This window comes from Streptomyces sp. H27-C3, from assembly GCF_030063415.1.
In the GTDB taxonomy this organism is placed as follows: domain Bacteria; phylum Actinomycetota; class Actinomycetes; order Streptomycetales; family Streptomycetaceae; genus Streptomyces.
Window position 1 is genome coordinate 46,315 of the sequence record NZ_JASITA010000022.1, and the last position, 15,821, is coordinate 62,135.

Annotated in this window: 12 protein-coding genes and 1 pseudogene; 6 read left to right on the top strand and 7 right to left on the bottom strand. The window is 71.0% G+C overall.

Translation table 11 applies throughout. The features are described 5' to 3' along the window. Positions 1-26: 26 nt before the first annotated feature. The 3 genes from QMK30_RS22075 to QMK30_RS22085 form a co-directional block, all read right to left on the bottom strand. Positions 27-1,262, bottom strand: a complete 1,236-nt coding sequence (locus tag QMK30_RS22075) for a DUF5919 domain-containing protein (protein ID WP_283520015.1) — start codon at positions 1,260-1,262, stop codon at positions 27-29. A 110-nt stretch (positions 1,263-1,372) separates the two neighbouring features. Further along, a complete protein-coding gene (locus tag QMK30_RS22080) occupies positions 1,373-2,695 on the bottom strand; it encodes a copper amine oxidase (RefSeq protein ID WP_283520016.1) in 1,323 nt (440 codons plus the stop codon). 67 nt (positions 2,696-2,762) lie between these two features. Continuing rightward, entirely contained in the window at positions 2,763-3,635 is an 873-nt protein-coding gene (locus QMK30_RS22085) for a Tat pathway signal sequence domain protein (RefSeq protein ID WP_283520017.1), read from the bottom strand. Positions 3,636-3,832: 197 nt separating this feature from the next. On the opposite strand from QMK30_RS22085, the gene glgX reads away from it, so the two are divergent. After that, positions 3,833-5,977, top strand: coding sequence for a glycogen debranching protein GlgX (gene glgX, locus QMK30_RS22090; protein ID WP_283520070.1), 2,145 nt, complete (start codon positions 3,833-3,835; stop codon positions 5,975-5,977). Here glgX and QMK30_RS22095 read toward each other — a convergent pair. After that, positions 5,931-7,286: an MFS transporter gene (locus QMK30_RS22095; RefSeq protein WP_283520018.1), complete on the bottom strand. Its 1,356-nt coding sequence runs from the start codon at positions 7,284-7,286 to the stop codon at positions 5,931-5,933. The genes glgX and QMK30_RS22095 overlap by 47 nt on opposite strands. An 81-nt stretch (positions 7,287-7,367) precedes the next feature. Between QMK30_RS22095 and treY the strand changes: the two genes are divergently transcribed. Further along, on the top strand, positions 7,368-9,737 hold the full coding sequence (gene treY, locus QMK30_RS22100) for a malto-oligosyltrehalose synthase (protein WP_283520019.1): 2,370 nt from the start codon (positions 7,368-7,370) through the stop codon (positions 9,735-9,737). Here the strand turns inward: treY and QMK30_RS22105 are convergent. Continuing rightward, positions 9,633-10,043, bottom strand: coding sequence for a hypothetical protein (locus QMK30_RS22105; RefSeq protein ID WP_283520020.1), 411 nt, complete (start codon positions 10,041-10,043; stop codon positions 9,633-9,635). The two genes, treY and QMK30_RS22105, sit on opposite strands and share 105 nt — an antisense overlap. 15 nt (positions 10,044-10,058) lie before the next feature. Between QMK30_RS22105 and QMK30_RS22110 the strand changes: the two are divergent. Beyond that, a pseudogene (locus QMK30_RS22110) lies at positions 10,059-10,609 on the top strand (GNAT family N-acetyltransferase); the annotation flags it as partial. Positions 10,610-10,649: 40 nt separating this feature from the next. Beyond that, on the top strand, positions 10,650-12,404 hold the full coding sequence (treZ, locus tag QMK30_RS22115) for a malto-oligosyltrehalose trehalohydrolase (RefSeq protein WP_283520021.1): 1,755 nt from the start codon (positions 10,650-10,652) through the stop codon (positions 12,402-12,404). A gap of 186 nt (positions 12,405-12,590) precedes the next feature. Here the strand turns inward: treZ and QMK30_RS22120 are convergent, their stop codons facing one another. Both QMK30_RS22120 and QMK30_RS22125 read right to left on the bottom strand, forming a co-directional pair. Next, a complete protein-coding gene (locus QMK30_RS22120) occupies positions 12,591-13,715 on the bottom strand; it encodes an aminopeptidase P family protein (protein ID WP_283520022.1) in 1,125 nt (374 codons plus the stop codon). A gap of 4 nt (positions 13,716-13,719) precedes the next feature. After that, entirely contained in the window at positions 13,720-14,397 is a 678-nt protein-coding gene (locus tag QMK30_RS22125) for a nucleoside/nucleotide kinase family protein (RefSeq protein WP_283520023.1), read from the bottom strand. A gap of 73 nt (positions 14,398-14,470) precedes the next feature. Here QMK30_RS22125 and QMK30_RS22130 point away from each other — a divergent pair, with 73 nt between their 5' ends. After that, positions 14,471-14,866, top strand: coding sequence for a VOC family protein (locus tag QMK30_RS22130; protein ID WP_283520071.1), 396 nt, complete (start codon positions 14,471-14,473; stop codon positions 14,864-14,866). A gap of 269 nt (positions 14,867-15,135) precedes the next feature. Continuing rightward, complete coding sequence (locus QMK30_RS22135) at positions 15,136-15,516, top strand: VOC family protein (protein ID WP_283520024.1); 381 nt, start codon at positions 15,136-15,138, stop codon at positions 15,514-15,516. Positions 15,517-15,821: the final 305 nt, after the last annotated feature.

The window sequence follows — 15,821 nt, forward strand, 5'->3', positions numbered from 1 at the left end:
ATAACCCTCGCACGCACCACTGACAGTCAGGAGACCGGCCGCGAGTCCGTCCACACGGACTCGAATTCCTCCCGGTACGTCTCGAAAAGTCCGTGCTCGGTGTCCTGCCCGTGCCGGACCACTCCGCGCCCGCCGCCCCGCAGGACCAGCACCGGCGCCTCCATTCCGCGCGCCTTGCGCAGATACGACTGGACGACGGCCAGGCCGTCCGAGCCGTCCCCGTCCACCAGGTACGCGGTGAATCGCGGGGTCTCGTCGAAGACCTGGATCTCGAAGGCCCCGGGATCGCGCAGCTTGGAGCGCACCCGGCGCATGTGCAGGATGTTCATCTCCACCGAGCGGCTCATCTCGCCCTTCTTCAGGCCCAGTTCGCGCTCGCGCCGCTTGACCGCGCTGCTCGCCGGGTTGAGGAAGAGCAGCCGGATCCGGCAGCCCGACTCGGCGAGCCGCACCAGGCGCCGGCCGGAGAAGTTCTGGACGAGGAGATTCAGGCCTATCCCGATCGCGTCGAGGCGCCGGGCCCCGCCGAAGAGGTCCTCGGCCGGCAGCTGGCGCTGCAGGCGGACCCGGTCGGGGTGGACGCTGACGACGTCCGCGTACCGGTCCCCCACCAGGTCCTCGACCGCGTCGACGCGCAGCCGGTCGGACGACGGCACACCGGCCCCGCTGCCCAGGATTTCGAGCAGCCTGGCCGACGCCCGCTCCGCCTGGGCGAGCACCGCCTCGGACAGTGCCCGGTTGCGCGAGACGACGTTGCGCGTGACCTCCAGCTCGTCCAGGGCCAGCTCGACATCACGCCGGTCGTCGAAGTAGGGCTCGAAGCACGGCCAGTGCTGGACCATGAGCTCCCGCAGCTGCGGGAGCGTGAGGAAGCTCAGGACGTTGTCGTCGGCCGGATCGAGCAGATATCCCTTGCGCCGGCTGACCTCCCGTACGGCCACCGCGCGCTGCACCCACTCCTGGCCCGCAGGACCGGCGGCCGCGACGACCCAGTCCTCCTCGCCGTGCACCGGCTCGTAGATGGGGCGGAGCACCGCGGCCACGACGGCGCGCAGCCGCTGCTCCACGAGGTTCAGCCAGATGTAGGCCCGCCCCGCCCGCTGGGCGCGCGTACGCACCTCGCTCCACGCGTCCGCGCCCCAGTCCAGTTCCGCTCCGATCTCCACCGGCCGCGCGAGCGAGACCGCTCCGGGTGGGACGTCTGCGGAACCCCCCTCGTGACTCGCGTCACCGGGGGGCAGTTCCAGCCCTCCCGAGCTCACCCACGCACCGCCTTCAGCTCCTGGAAGCCCCCGTCTTCAACGATCAAGGAAGGGTACTCCGGGAGCGGGAGGCGGTGCAGCAGGATCCGCAGGGTCTTTTCTCAACTCCCCTAGTCGTGCTGTCCGTTCTGCCCGGCAAGATCGGCCGGAGTGAGCGGATTCATAGCGGTTACGTCCCGGGGGGCGAGGTGGAACCCCTGCCAGTGGACGGGCATGGGCTGCTGGTCCTCGTCCCGGGCGATGTGGTGGAACCCGATGTTGACCCAGGCGATGGGCGTGTTGAGTGTCTCGCCGTTCACCCACTTGTCGACACTCTTGGGCGCGTTGGCGCCCCCGCAGTTACGGATGTTGTTGCTCGCGAACTGCTCGCACGCGCGGTGCTGGGTGAAGTACACGTCGTGCTGGGTGAAGCTGCGGCCCGGGTACTTGTTGGAGGAGCCGGGGACGATCTCGTAACTGCGCGCGTGCCCGTCCTTGTTCTTGCCGGTGGCGCTGACCATCCGCCACCACCGCATGTTCTTCGCGTCGCCCGCGAGTTCCTTGGTGACCGGGGTGCGGGTGGTCCTGGTCTTGGGCGTGCCGTTGCCCTGCGGCACGGTGACCTTCGAGTCGTACTGCTCTACGCGGTTCTTGGAGTTGCCGTCGAGGCCGAAGTTGAGCCGCCAGAAGACGTTGTGGCTGTGGCTGGTGGCGTAGTCGCGCGCGCCCTTGCCGATCGGCCAGCCGCGGCCGTCGGCGGCGTCGTAGTCGCCGGGCGAAAGGCTGCCGGTGGCACCGACGTTGGCCGAGATCGTGCCGTCGGACGAGAAGCGCCACTCGGTGATGTACTCGTACCAGGAAACCTTGTTGACGGTGTAGACGAGCAGGTCCTTGCCCTGCGCCTGCCAGACCTTCGTGCCCATGTCGTTGGCGAGCCGGTACGCGTGCCCGCGCGCACGCGTGGTGGTGCACAGGCCCTTGACGTTGCCCACGTCACGGACCTTGACGGTCTTGATGGTGCCGCCGGGGCACTCGGCCGGCTTCAGGTCCTGCAGGCCGTAGCCGAAGCCGAAGCCGGTGAGGTCGTCGTACTCCGCCCTGCCGTTGTCGTACGGCACGTGGACCTGTGCGAGCTTGCCGGTCGTCAGGACGCGGATCGGCTTGGGCTCGCCCTTGGGCTGGTACGAGACCCGTTCGAGGACGAGGCCGGCGTCGCTGTCGTAGCTCCAGCACATGCGCCAGGTGGTGCCGCCGTCGAGCTTCTGTTCGATGCGGTACGCGGCGCTGCAGTCGGCCGGCGGGGTGGGGGCCTTGGGTGCGGTCCGGGCTATTTCCTTGGGGGCCGCCGCCGTGGCGGTGGTCCCGGTGGCGGCTGCCAGGCTGCCGAGCAGGGCGGCCACGGCGAGGACGGCAGCGGCGCGCCCGCGGACGCGCGAAGCTCTGTCGAAGTGCATGAAAAGGGACTCCCTCGTACGGAAGTGCGAGATGTGGGATGTGAATGTGGGGCGACGGGCGGGCGGGTCAGTCGGTGCGGCCGACGGTCCTCGCGCTCAGGTCGACGACGAGGTGCTGGGTGTCGATCCACGGCCCGTTCTTGACCTTGGACGTGATGCGGACGCACCGGTGCTCACCGCATTTGCCGAGCGCCGCGGGCACCTGCGCCTCGCGCTCCTGCCGGTAGACCCCGCCGTTCACCTGGAGCTGGTCCACGGAGGTGAGGGGCTTGCCGGTGGCGTCCCGGTAGTCCTTCTTCAGGCCATCGCCGAGCGGGCTCCCGAGGATCAGCTCGGCCGCCTCGCGGACCTCCCGCGGGTTGGGTGAGGGCTGGACGCCCTGGACGGTGGAGGAGCGTTCGACCTTGCCGGTGGCGAGGTTGACGGTCTTCGTGACCAGTTCGTCGCTCTTGTAGTCGTAGTACGAGACCTCCGCGCGGCGCGGAGGCGCGGCCACGTCGGCCTCCGACGGCTCGGGTTCGCTCAGATTCGTGGCGAGATGCTGGGGACCGCGGTCCCCCTCCACGTTCTGCCCGCCCGCGAACTGTGCGGGCGTCATCGCGAGCTTCTCCACGCGCTCCAGCTCGTCGTCGGTGAGCGGGTCCCTGCCGATCCCCTGCTCGCCGTCCGCCGCGGCGCCCTCGACGATGCCGGGCTCGGGCGCTCCGCCCGCGGCGCCCTGTCCGCCCTGCCCGTCCTGGCCGGCCTGTCCGTTCCGGTCGCCCTGGTCCCCCTGGGCGGAGCCGGCCACCGCCGCCCGTCCGGTGCCGCGCGCGCCCGCCGCGTCGTCGGCTCCGGCCGAATCCGGCAGCGTAATCCCGATCATCACTGCCGTGCCGGTGACCGCTATAGCGGCTCCTGCCAGCACTTTCCCCAGATGACGGCGCACTGTCTGGTGCACATTGCCCCCCTGCTATTCCCCCCGGCGCCCTGCCGCCACGCTGGTCGCGCCGGCCACTTCCGGCGACAACTGGCATACCGGGTATGCGTGGTCACCCGGTAGGACGGGTCGAAGTCCTAGGAGGTTGCCCTACTTTCCGGGAAGATCTGAGCCAAGTGCCCCGCATCAGCCGGATCAGAAGTGGAAGAGTCTTGTCTATGCAGGTCTGGCCGGGAGAGGCATACCCACTCGGCGCCACGTACGACGGCGCCGGCACAAATTTCGCGGTCTACTCGGAGGCCGCAGAGCGAATCGAGTTGTGCCTGCTGCACGACGACGGTTCGGAAGCGGCGGTGGAACTGCGCGAGGCCGACGCCTTCGTGCGTCATGCTTTCCTGCCCGGCATCATGCCGGGTCAGCGCTACGGGTACCGGATCCACGGCCCGTACGACCCGCAGTACGGCCAGCGGTGCAACTCGGCCAAGCTGCTGCTCGATCCCTACGCGCGCGCCATCAGCGGAAAGATCGACTGGGGCGAGGCGGTGTACGGCTACCACTTCGGGAAGCCGGACTCGCGCAACGACCTGGACTCGGCACCGCACACGATGACTTCCGTCGTGGTCAACCCGTACTTCGACTGGGGCGACGACCGCCCGCCGCGCACCGACTACCACCGCACGATCCTCTACGAGGCCCATGTGAAGGGCCTCACGATGCTGCACCCCGATCTCCCGGACGAGCTGCGCGGTACGTACGCCGCGCTGGCGCATCCGGCGGTCATCGAGCATCTGACGCAACTGGGGGTCACCGCGCTGGAGTTGATGCCGGTGCACCAGTTCGTCAACGACCACAGGCTCGCCGACGCCAACTTGAGCAACTACTGGGGCTACAACACCATCGGTTTCTTCGCGCCGCACAACGCCTACGCGTCGTGGGGCGACCGGGGGCAGCAGGTGCTGGAGTTCAAGTCCGCGGTGCGGGCGCTGCACCAGGCCGGCATCGAGGTCATCCTCGATGTGGTTTACAACCACACGGCGGAGGGCAACCATCTGGGCCCCACGCTGTCCTTCCGCGGTCTCGACAACGCCTCGTACTACCGGCTCGCCGACGATCCCCGCTACTACATGGACACCACGGGGACCGGGAACTCCCTGTTGATGCGCTCGCCGCACGTGCTCCAGCTGATCATGGACTCGCTGCGGTACTGGGTCACCGAGATGCACGTGGACGGCTTCCGCTTCGACCTCGCGGCGACGCTGGCCCGCCAGTTCCACGAGGTGGACCGGCTGTCGTCCTTCTTCGACCTGGTCCAGCAGGACCCGGTGGTCAGCCAGGTCAAGCTGATCGCCGAGCCCTGGGACGTGGGCGAGGGCGGCTATCAGGTGGGCAACTTCCCGCCACTGTGGACCGAGTGGAACGGCAAGTACCGCGACACCGTGCGGGACATGTGGCGGGGCGAGCCGCGGACGATCGCCGAGTTCGCGGGGCGGCTGACGGGGTCGTCGGACCTGTACCAGGACGACGGACGACGGCCGCTCGCCTCCATCAACTTCACTACCTGCCACGACGGATTCACGCTGCACGACCTGGTCTCGTACAACGAGAAGCACAACCACGACAACGGCGAGGACAATCAGGACGGCGAGAGTCACAACCGGTCGTGGAACAGCGGGGCCGAGGGCGATACGGACGACCCGGCCATCCTTGAACTGCGCGCCCGTCAGATGCGGAACTTCATCGCCACGCTGATGTTGTCGCAGGGCGTGCCGATGCTCTCGCACGGAGACGAGTTCGCCCGGACCCAGCGCGGCAACAACAACGCGTACTGCCAGGACAACGAGGTGTCGTGGGTCCAGTGGCCGAAGCCGGCCGCGGCCAAAGGGGAAGAGGGCGAGAACGGGGAGGACAACACTCTGCTCGCCTTCACCCGCGCGATGGTGTGGCTGCGGAGGGACCACCCGGTCTTCCGGCGCAGGCGGTTCTTCCACGGCCGGCCGGTGGAGGGCACGCACGACGATCTCTCGGACATCGCGTGGTTCACCCCGGAGGGCGAGGAGATGGCCCAGCCGGACTGGCAGGCGGCGCACGCCAAGGCGCTGACGGTCTTCCTGAACGGCCATGCGATCTCGGAGCCGGGTCCGCGGGGCGAGCGGATCTCGGACGATTCCTTCCTGCTGATGTTCAACGCGAGCGCCAAGACGCAGGAGTTCGTGGTGCCGGTGAATCACGGCAAGCAGTGGGTGGTCGTGGTGGACACGGCGCTGCCGGACGGGGTACCGCCGGGGACGGGGCCGAAGGTGGCCGGGGGCGAGCAGGTCACGATGATCGGGCGCAGCCTGGTGGTGCTGCAGCGGCCGGCGTAGGCAGACCCGGTCCTCGGTCGCCGGACGGACTCAGACGGTGTGAGCCCGTCCTGCGCTCTTGGGCCCGCTCGGCGCCCGGGTCCCGCTCTTCGGCCCGCTCGGGGCCCGGGTCCCGGGGTCCGGGGTCCGGGCGGGAGCCCCACGCCAAGGCCCCGCACAGGACCGCGGCCCCCACGGCCACCGCGAACGCCGCCGGCGGCCCCTGCGTCTCCGCCAGCCGGCCGGACACCGCGAGGGCCAGCGCCTGGCCGCCGACGATGCCACTCGTCAGGAAGGCCATGGACTCCGCCAGCCTGCTCTCGGGGACGATCCGTTCGGTCAGGCCGAAGATCGTGATCAGGTGCGGCGCGTAGGCGACGCCGAGCACGACGACGACGGCGTACAGCGCCCACAGCGACGTGACGAACAGGAGCGGCACGGAGAGCACGATCAGCGCCGCCGTCGCGGCCCGCCAGCGGGTGGTCAACTGGATCCGGGCCGGGACGGCCGCCATCGCCAGGCCGGCCACCGCGCTCATGACACCCATCGCCGCGTAGACGAGCCCGGCCTGTCCCGGCTGTCCGAGGCGCTCCGTGAGTGCGGTGATGCCCGCCTGCGACGCGCCGAACATCGCGCCCTGGAGGACCATCGCGGTGCGCAGCGCGTACACCTGCCCGGACAGTCCCGTACGGACGGACGACGCCGTCCGGGACGCGCGGCGTACTCGCGCCGCCGTCGGATGCAGGGCGAACCAGGTGCCGCAGACGGCCAGCGTCCCCGCCGCCACGAACAGGGCGGCGGCCGGGTGGGCGAATGCCACGGCGAGGCCGACGAAGGCCGGGCCGAGGACGAACGACACCTCGTCGAGGGTGCCTTCGAAGGACAGCACGGCGGCAACCACCCGTTCGTCCGCGCCGGACTGCCGGGCGAGAGCGACGGACCGGGTCCGGGCCATCGGCCCGACCTGCGGCACGCTCGCACCGGCGAGCGCACCGACGAGGGCGAGCGGGAGGGTGGCCGTCCGGTCGAGGGCTGCGAGCACCAGCGCCGTCACGGCGACCGCGTTGACGAGGGCGGCGGCCAGGACGACAGTCCGCTGCCCGTGCCGGTCCGCCATTCGGCCCAGGACGGGGCCGCCCAGCGTCTGGCCTGCCGCGAGCGCGCCGCCGACGAGCCCCGCCGTGGCGAGGCTGCCACTGGTCTCGGCGACCAGCAGGAGACTCCCGAGCTGGCACATCGCGGTCGGGAGCCTGCCGAGGAAGGAGAGGACAGGCAGGACAGGTCCCGTCAGGGCGACAACCTCGCGGTAGGTGCGAAAAGTGCCGGACATCGGTCGAACGTAGGCCTCCTTGCGGAGACGGACGCATGGGTCGATGACACAGAAGCCCCGAATGCGGGTACGTACGTTCGCATGACGCCGACCGCCACCTATCGCCTCCAGCTCCATTCCGGTTTCCCCTTCTCGGCCGCCGAGGACGCGGTGCCCCAGCTGGCCGCCCTCGGGGTCTCCCATCTGCATCTGTCGCCGGTCCTGGAGGCCGTACCCGGCTCCCAGCACGGGTACGACGTCGTGGACCACGCACGCGTGCGGGCCGAACTGGGAGGCGAGGAGGGGTTGCGCGCGCTGTCCCGCACCGCGCGGGCGCACGGGCTCGGCCTGGTCATCGACATCGTGCCGAACCACATGGCCCTGCCGTCTCCCGAGAGCCTCAACCGGCCACTCTGGGACGTGCTCAAGGAGGGGCCCGCCTCCCCTTGCGCCCGCTGGTTCGACATCGACTGGGAGGCGGGCGGCGGCAAAATGCTGCTGCCCGTCCTTGGACACCCGATCGGTGACGAGCTGGACGCCCTGCGGATCGACGGCGATGTCCTGCGGTACTACGACCACGAGTTCCCGCTGCGCGAGGGCACGGCCGGGCTGCCGCTGCCCGAGCTGCTGGACGCCCAGTGGTACCGGCTCACCTGGTGGCGGCTGGCCCGGACCGAGCTCAACTACCGTCGTTTCTTCACCATTTCGGACCTGATCGGGGTCCGGGTGGAGGACCCGGAGGTGTTCGCCGCCTCCCATACGAAGATCATCGAGCTGGTGCGGGACGGGGTGGTGGACGGGCTGCGCATCGACCACCCGGACGGTCTCGCCGACCCCGAGGCGTATCTGACCCGGCTGGCGGAGGCGACCGGTGGTGGTCTGTGGACCGTCGTGGAGAAGATCCTCACCGGGCAGGAGCGGCTGCCCGCGGAGTGGCCGGTCGCCGGGACGACGGGATACGACGCGCTGCACCGGATCGGCGGCCTGTTCACCGACCCGGTGGGCGTCGGCCAACTCATCGACCACTACCGGGACTTCGCGGGCCCCTCCGGCGACCGCGGCGGCTACTGGGACGCGACGGTGCGCCGGGCCGCGTACCGGGTCATCACCCATGAGCTGGCCGCCGAGACGCGCTTCCTGGTCCGCACGGCCGAGCGGATCTGCGCGGCGGACCCCGCCCTGCGCGACCACGCGCCCTGGGCGCTGCGGACCGCGGTGCGGGAGCTGCTGGTGCGGGTCCCCGTCTACCGGCCGTACGTGACGGCGGGCGGCCCCTGCCCCGAGAGCGCGGAGGCCGCCGTTCCGATGGCGGCGGTGCTGCAGGTGAAGGCCGTGTTCTCGGTGCCCGAGGAGGCCGCGGTCGTCGATGTGGTGCGCGACCTCGCGCTGGGCAGGCTGGGATCGGGCCCCGACCACGCGGCGTTCTGCGCGCGCTTCGCCCAGACCTCGTCGGCGCTGCGCGCCAAGTCCGTCGAGGACACGGCCTTCTACCGGTACGTGCCGCTGCTCTCGGCGACAGAGGTGGGCGGCGATCCCGGATTCCCCGCGGTGACCCCGGCGGACTTCCACGACTTCTGCACCCGTCTGGCGCGCGACTGGCCGGCCACCGGCACGGTGCTTTCCACCCACGACACGAAGCGCAGCGCGGACGTACGGGCCCGCATCACGGTGCTGTCCGAGTGCCCGCAGCGGTGGGCCGGGCTGCTGACGGAGCTGGCGGGCGTGTCCGCCCCCGACCCGCATCTGGCGTGGGCCGCCTGGCAGACCGCGCTCGGTTTCGGCGCCCCCGACGCGCAGCGGCTGACGCCCGCGCTCCTGAAGGCCGTCCGGGAGGCGGGGCTGCACACCAGCTGGACCGAGCAGGACCCGGCGTACGAGCAGGCGGTGGCCGACTTCGTGGCGGCGGGGCCCGCGGGGCCGCCGTTCGAAACGGTGGCGGCGTTCTCACGGGACATCGACCCGTACGTACGGGCCAATGTGCTCGGGGCCGCGCTGGTGCACCTGACAATGCCGGGGGTGCCGGATGTCTACCAGGGCACGGAGCACGAGTCCCTCGTCCTGGTGGACCCGGACAACCGGCGGCCCGTCCTGTTCGACCGCGACGGGGACAAAGCCGGTGGCCTGTCCGGTGAGAAGTACGCCCTCACGAAGGCGGCCCTGGGGGTGCGGCGCCGGCGCCCGGAGGCCTTCGGCGAGTCGGGGACGTACCAGCCGCTGACCGTCACGGGTCCGGCGGCCGGGCACTGCGTGGCGTTCTGCCGGACCGGCCGGGTCGTCACGGCCGTCACCCGGCTCTCACTGCGGCTCGCGGAAGCGGGCGGCTGGCAGGAGACGGAGCTGGTGCTTCCGGAGGGAGAGTGGGCCGATCTACTCGCGCCGCGAAGGGAGTTCACGGGGGCGGTGCGGGTGACCGACCTGTTCGCGGAGGCGCCGGTGGCGCTGCTGGTGCCGGCCGGTGGTCGGGCCGAGTAGGGCGGACGGGAACTCGGAGCGACCGCCGCTGATCAGGCCGAACAGGTCGAGCGGGGACTCGGGCGGACGGCGCCGGGCCCGGACCGCGGTCGTCGGTGCGCCCCGGCCCTCCCCCGCGCCCGGCGGGCCGGTACCGCCCGTCCGCAGCGGCCACCAGCAGCGCTCGCCGAGCAGCGCCATCGCCGAGGGCAGGATCAGGGCCCGCAGCACGATCGCGTCGAACAGCACCGCCACCGTGAGCCCCACGGCGAGCTGCTTCATCTCGATCCGGTCGATGAACAGGAAGCTGACGAAGACCGAGACCATGACGACCGCGGCGCCGCAGTGGAAGCCGCCGGGATGAAGCTTCTGGTCGAGCGTTTCCGTTACGAGTGGACGACGGCCTGTGGGCTGCCGGAACGGCCGGGCCGGCTGGAGTTCCGGCCGGAGCCCGACGACGGGGTGATCCTCGATCTGCTGCGCCGGGTCCAGGTGGGCACCCTGGACGCCCACGCACTGCACGCCGTCGCGGCAGGCGGACAGCACGGAGAGCGGCCTGGAGGCCGCTGCGCGGGAGGAGCTGGACTTCTTTCCGCTGGTGCCCGTCGCCGCGCGAGTGGTGGCAGCTCGCCCACACCCAGGGCGGTGACCTGGCCGGGCTCCACATCCCGGCACGCAACACGCAGGGGCCGTGCATCGGCTTCATCGGGGTCGTACCGGAGCAGCGCGGCCACGGTTACGCGTACGACCTGCTCGTCGAGTGCACGCGTTTCCTGGCCGCCGAGGGTGCGCAGGTCGTCGCCGGAGCCACCGATCAGAGCAATACGCCGATGGCCGCCGCATTCGCCAAGGCTGGACATCCGGTGATTCAGGAGCGGATCCACTTCGTCTGAAGCACGATGGTGTCGGCATCGACGACGAGAGGGGCCGCCAGTGCTTTTCGAGGTGTGGGCACCGCATGCGGACCGGGTGACGCTCCAGTTGGCGGGCAGCGCCGTGGCGATGCGGCGCGATCCGGCGCGGGACGACTGGTGGGCCGTCGAGGCGGACGCGGACGAAGGCGCCCGCTACGGCTTCACGCTGGACGAGGGCCCGGTCCTGCCCGACCCGCGCTCGCGCCGCCAGCCGGACGGGCCCGACGGACTCAGTGCCGTCGTGGATCACGGTTCCGCCGGCCTGCCGGGCGCGTGGGCGGGGCGCCCGCTGCCGGGCGCGGTCCTCTACGAGCTGCACGTCGGTACGTACACCCCGGAAGGCACCTTCGACGCCGCCGCCGGGCGGCTCGGGCATCTGGTGGAGCTGGGCGTCACGCATGTCGAGCTGATGCCCGTCTGCCCGTTCCCCGGCGTCCACGGATGGGGGTACGAGGGGGTGTCGCTGTGGGCCGTGCACGAGCCGTACGGCGGGCCCGACGGGCTGAAGCGCTTTGTCGACACGGCGCACGGGCTCGGTCTGGGCGTCGTGCTCGACGTGGTCCACAACCACCTCGGCCCCTCCGGCGACTACCTGCCTCTCTTCGGGCCGTACTTCACCGACACCCACCACACACCGTGGGGTTCGGCCGTCAATCTTGACGCCCCCGGCTCCGACGAGGTCCGCGCGTTCCTGCTCGGCAGCGCGCTGTCCTGGCTGCGCGACTACCGCGTCGACGGGCTGCGGCTCGACGCGGTGCACGCCCTCGCCGACACCCGTGCGCTGACCTTCCTCGAAGAGCTGTCCACGGCCGTCGACACTCTCTCGGCCGAGACGAACAGGCCGCTCTTCCTGATCGCCGAGTCCGACCTGGGCGATCCGCGAACGACGACACCGCGCGAGTCGGGCGGGCTCGGACTGCACGCCCAGTGGAACGACGACTTCCACCACGCCCTGCACACCGCTCTCACCGGTGAATCCCAGGGCTATTACGCCGACTTCGCCCGTGCCCCCCTCGGAGCGCTCGCCAAGACGCTGGGGCACGCCTTCTTCCACGACGGTACGTACTCGACCTTCCGTGGCCGCGCGCACGGGCGCCCGGTGGACCGCACCAGGGCCGCCGCGCACCGGTTCCTCGGCTACGCCCAGACCCACGACCAGATCGGCAACCGGGCACTCGGCGACCGGCTCTCCGCCTGCCTGTCCCCCGGGCTGCTGGCGTGCGCCGCCGCGCTCGTGCTCACCGGGCCCTTCACCCCGATGCTGTTCATGGGTGAGGAATGGGCGGCCCGTACACCGTGGCAGTTCTTCACGGACCACACCGACCCGGAGCTCGCCGAGGCCGTACGCAACGGCAGGCGCCGGGAGTTCGCGGCGCACGGGTGGGCGGATGAGGACATTCCCGATCCGCAGGACCCGCGGACCAGGGAACGCTCCTGCCTCGACTGGTCGGAGCCCGCGAGCGAGCCCCACGCGCGCGTGCTGGCCTGGTACCGCGAGTTGATCGCCCTGCGCCACGCGCGGCCCGACCTGGCCGACCCGGATCTGGCGGCGGTGAAGGTCGCGTACGACGAGAACGCGCGCTGGCTCGCGTACCGACGCGGTGACATCCGCGTCGCGGTGAACCTCTCGAAGGAGCAGGCCACGATCGGCCTGGGCCGCGATGGGCGCAGCCGCGTGCTGGCGGCGTGGGAGCCGGTGGAGGCGCCGGGCGCCGACGGGTTGCTTGCGCTGCCGGCCGAGTCGTGTGTGGTGCTGGGGCCGGACGTGGCGTGACGGCAGGCGGGGTGGGGGCGGGGAACAGCCCCGCCCCTGCCGCTGGGCCTCACCCGCTGGACGGGCTGAGCTATTCAGCCCGTCCGGCGTTTGAGGACACGCCCGTAGGGCGTCCGGGGGGCTGGGGCCTGCCCCCAAGTTTCGGGAAGGGGCGGGTAGGGGAACAGCCAGCCGCAGGCGCCCGCTTCAGCCGACGACCGCCATTTCCCGCGCCGTCGTGTTGAGGCGCCGGCCTCCCGTCTCCGTGACCGTGACGATGTCCTCGATCCGCACACCGAAGCGGCCGGGAAGGTAGATGCCGGGCTCGATCGAGAAGCACATGCCAGGCACCAACGCCCGCAGCTCCCCCTCGATCATGTACGGCGGCTCATGCGTGGTCACCCCGATACCGTGCCCGGTGCGGTGGATGAACCGCTCTCCGTACCCCGCCTCGGTGATGACCGCGCGCGCCACCCGGTCCACGTCCTGGCAGGCGATCCCCGGACGTACCGCGTCGAAGGCCGCCTGCTGTGCCTCCCGTACGACGTCATGGACGCGCTGCTCCTCGGCGCTCGGGGCGCCGACGTGGACCGTGCGGGAGGTGTCGGAGCCGTAACCGTGCTTGAGGCCGCCGAAGTCGAGGACGACCATGTCGCCCTCCTCAATGACACGCGGGCCCGCCTCGTGGTGCGGGCTGGCGCCGTTCGGGCCGCTGCCGACGACCGTGAAGTCCACCTGTTCGTGCCCGAACTGCGTGAGGAGATGGGCGAGTTCGGCGGCCACCTCGCTCTCACGACGGCCGGAGAAGCGGATCTTGACAATTTCCTCGTACGTGGCGTCCGCAGCCGCGCCCGCCGCTTCGAGGCGTGCCAGCTCGGACGCGTCCTTGACCGCCCGAAGCAGGGGCAGGGCGGTGGTCAGCGAGACGTACGAGGTGTGGGGCAGTTCCCGCTGGAGGCCCAGGAGGTGCATCGCCCAGGCGTTGTCGCTGATGCCGAAGCGCCCCTGCGCGTCCAGGAGCGGCGCGGTGACGTCGTACGGGTCCTTGCCGTCGGTCCAGTCGCGCAGGGTGAACGCGGCGGCTCCGGCGGCCCGCTCGGCGTCCGGCGCCTCCAGCGTCGGGACCACCAGGACGGGGTCCTGTCCCACGGCCAGGACCAGGAGCGTCAGCCGCTCGGTGGTCGCGGTCGGCCGGTAGCCGGTGAGGTGGACCAGGTCGGGGCCGGGGGCGACGAGCAGACCCGCAAGCCCGGCGTCGGCGGCGGACCGCACGGCGCGGGCCATGCGGGCCCGGTAGTCGTCGGCGGTGAAGGGGGCGGGCGCATCTGACATGGCCTCATCCTGCCCGGCGCAGCGGATCCCCACCAGCCGATGGCAGGACGGTGTTCGGCGCGAAGGACACGACGAGGTCGGCGCGGTCGCGGCCCTGCCGCACCAGGCGGGCGTTGGCCTCGTCCGAGGTGCGGGCGAAGTGTTCGGCGCGCTGCCGGGGTTTGCCGAAACGTTCATGCCGGTCGATGAGCCTGCGCAGCCGCTCGTCCTGGTCGAGCTCCAGGAACCAGACCTCGTCGAGTAGGTCCCGTACGGCCGCCCAGGGTCCTTCGTCGAGCAGCAGATAGTTGCCCTCGGTGATGACCAGCGGGGCGTCCAGGGGCGCGGGCACCGGGATGCTGCCCGCCACCGGTTCCTCCAGGGACCGGTCGTAGGCGGGCGCGTAGACGACGGTGCCCGGCGGCTGGGGAGTGCGCAGCCTGGTGAGGAGTGCGGTGTATCCGGTGGCGTCGAAGGTGTCGGGGGCGCCCTTGCGGTCGGTGCGCCCCAGGCGCTCCAGCTCCGCTCCGGCCAGGTGGAAGCCGTCCATCGGGACGAGTACGGCGGCCTGACCGAGGCGGTCGGCGAGGTGCGCGGCGAGGGTGGACTTCCCCGCGCCCGGGGCGCCCGCGATGCCGAGGACGCGGCGACGGCCGGGGGCGATGAGACGGTGAGCGCGGTCGATCAGGTGCTGCGGTTCCATGAGGGCATTGTGGTGGCCGCGGGCCGAGGTGGTACGTATGACTTCCGTCCTCCGACCGGAAGAGGTACCGCCCATGTCGCACATCGCTCTGACCGCCCTGGTCGTCCGTGACTACGACGAGGCGATCGCCTTCTACACCGACGCGCTCGGATTCGAGCTGGTCGAGGACACGGACCGGGGTGACGGCTCCCGGTGGATCGTCGTCCGCCCGCGCGGCGCGGGGGCCGGTACGGGGCTGCTGCTCGCTCGGGCGAAGGGGGACGCGCAGCACGCGCGCATGGGCGATCAGACGGGTGGCCGGGTCGGGTTCTTCCTGTATACCGAGGACTTCGCGGGCGATCACGCGCGGATGGTGGCGGCGGGGGTCCGGTTCGTGGAGGAGCCGCGGCATGAGGTGTACGGGGCGGTCGCGGTGTTCGAGGACCTGTACGGGAACCGGTGGGATCTGCTGGAGCCGGCGGTGGTGTGAGGGGGCGGGGGGATGCGGGGCGGGGTGCGGATCAGGGTGCGGATCACGTCGCTGGGTGCTGGTCCCGCGCCTGGGGCGTGTCTCAAGGTCAGCTTCCCCACCGCATCGCCAACGGCCTTGCCCGGCTGCCCGGACAGGGGCGGCCCTGAAATCATTTCGCCCGTGCTCGCCTCGTCCGGTACGGTCGCGGGATTGTTTTCACCGCTGGGAGCCCAGGAGGTTCGCGGGTGACCTCCCCGGCAGTTCCCAAGCTGAGAGCAGGTTTCGTTATGGCATGTCGTATCAGTGAGCTCGTGCTCGGTTGCCGCGACCCTGAGGTGCTGGCGCGATTCTGGTGCGAGGTCCTGGACTTCGTCGTGCTCGATCGCGAGGACGACGGCACGGTGGAGATCGGGCCGCGCGAAGGGTTCGGCGGTCCGCAGCCGACGATCATCCTCAGTCGCAGGGATGAGCCGGAGAAGGGGAAATCCCGGCTGCACATCGACGTCAACGCCACCGACCGCGATCAGGACGCCGAGCTCGAACGCCTTCTGAAGCTCGGTGCGCGCCCGGCCGACATCGGCCAGACAGGGCAGGAGCAGTGGCATGTCCTGGTCGACCCCGAAGGTAATGAGTTCTGCCTGCTCAAGGCCCGTCTCAACCCACTCTGATGCTCATCGGTCACGCCTCGGCACCAGGTACCTAGGGTCTGCCTCGAAGTCCGGTGTGACGGGCGTGTCGTGATCGTGAAGAAGTGAGGTCTCCGGTAGAGGGTTCATCGACCAAGAAAAACCTGAACACCGGAGACCTCGTGGCCACCCTGGCGGTGACGAGGCGGTTGGCCTGACCGATGAGCAGTGGGCGCGGCTGGAACCGCTGTTGCCTGTGCCCACGCCGTCGGGTCGGCCGTCGGCGTGGACGAAACGGCAGCTCATCGACGGGATCAGATGGCGGGTGCGGGTGGTGCGCCCTGGTG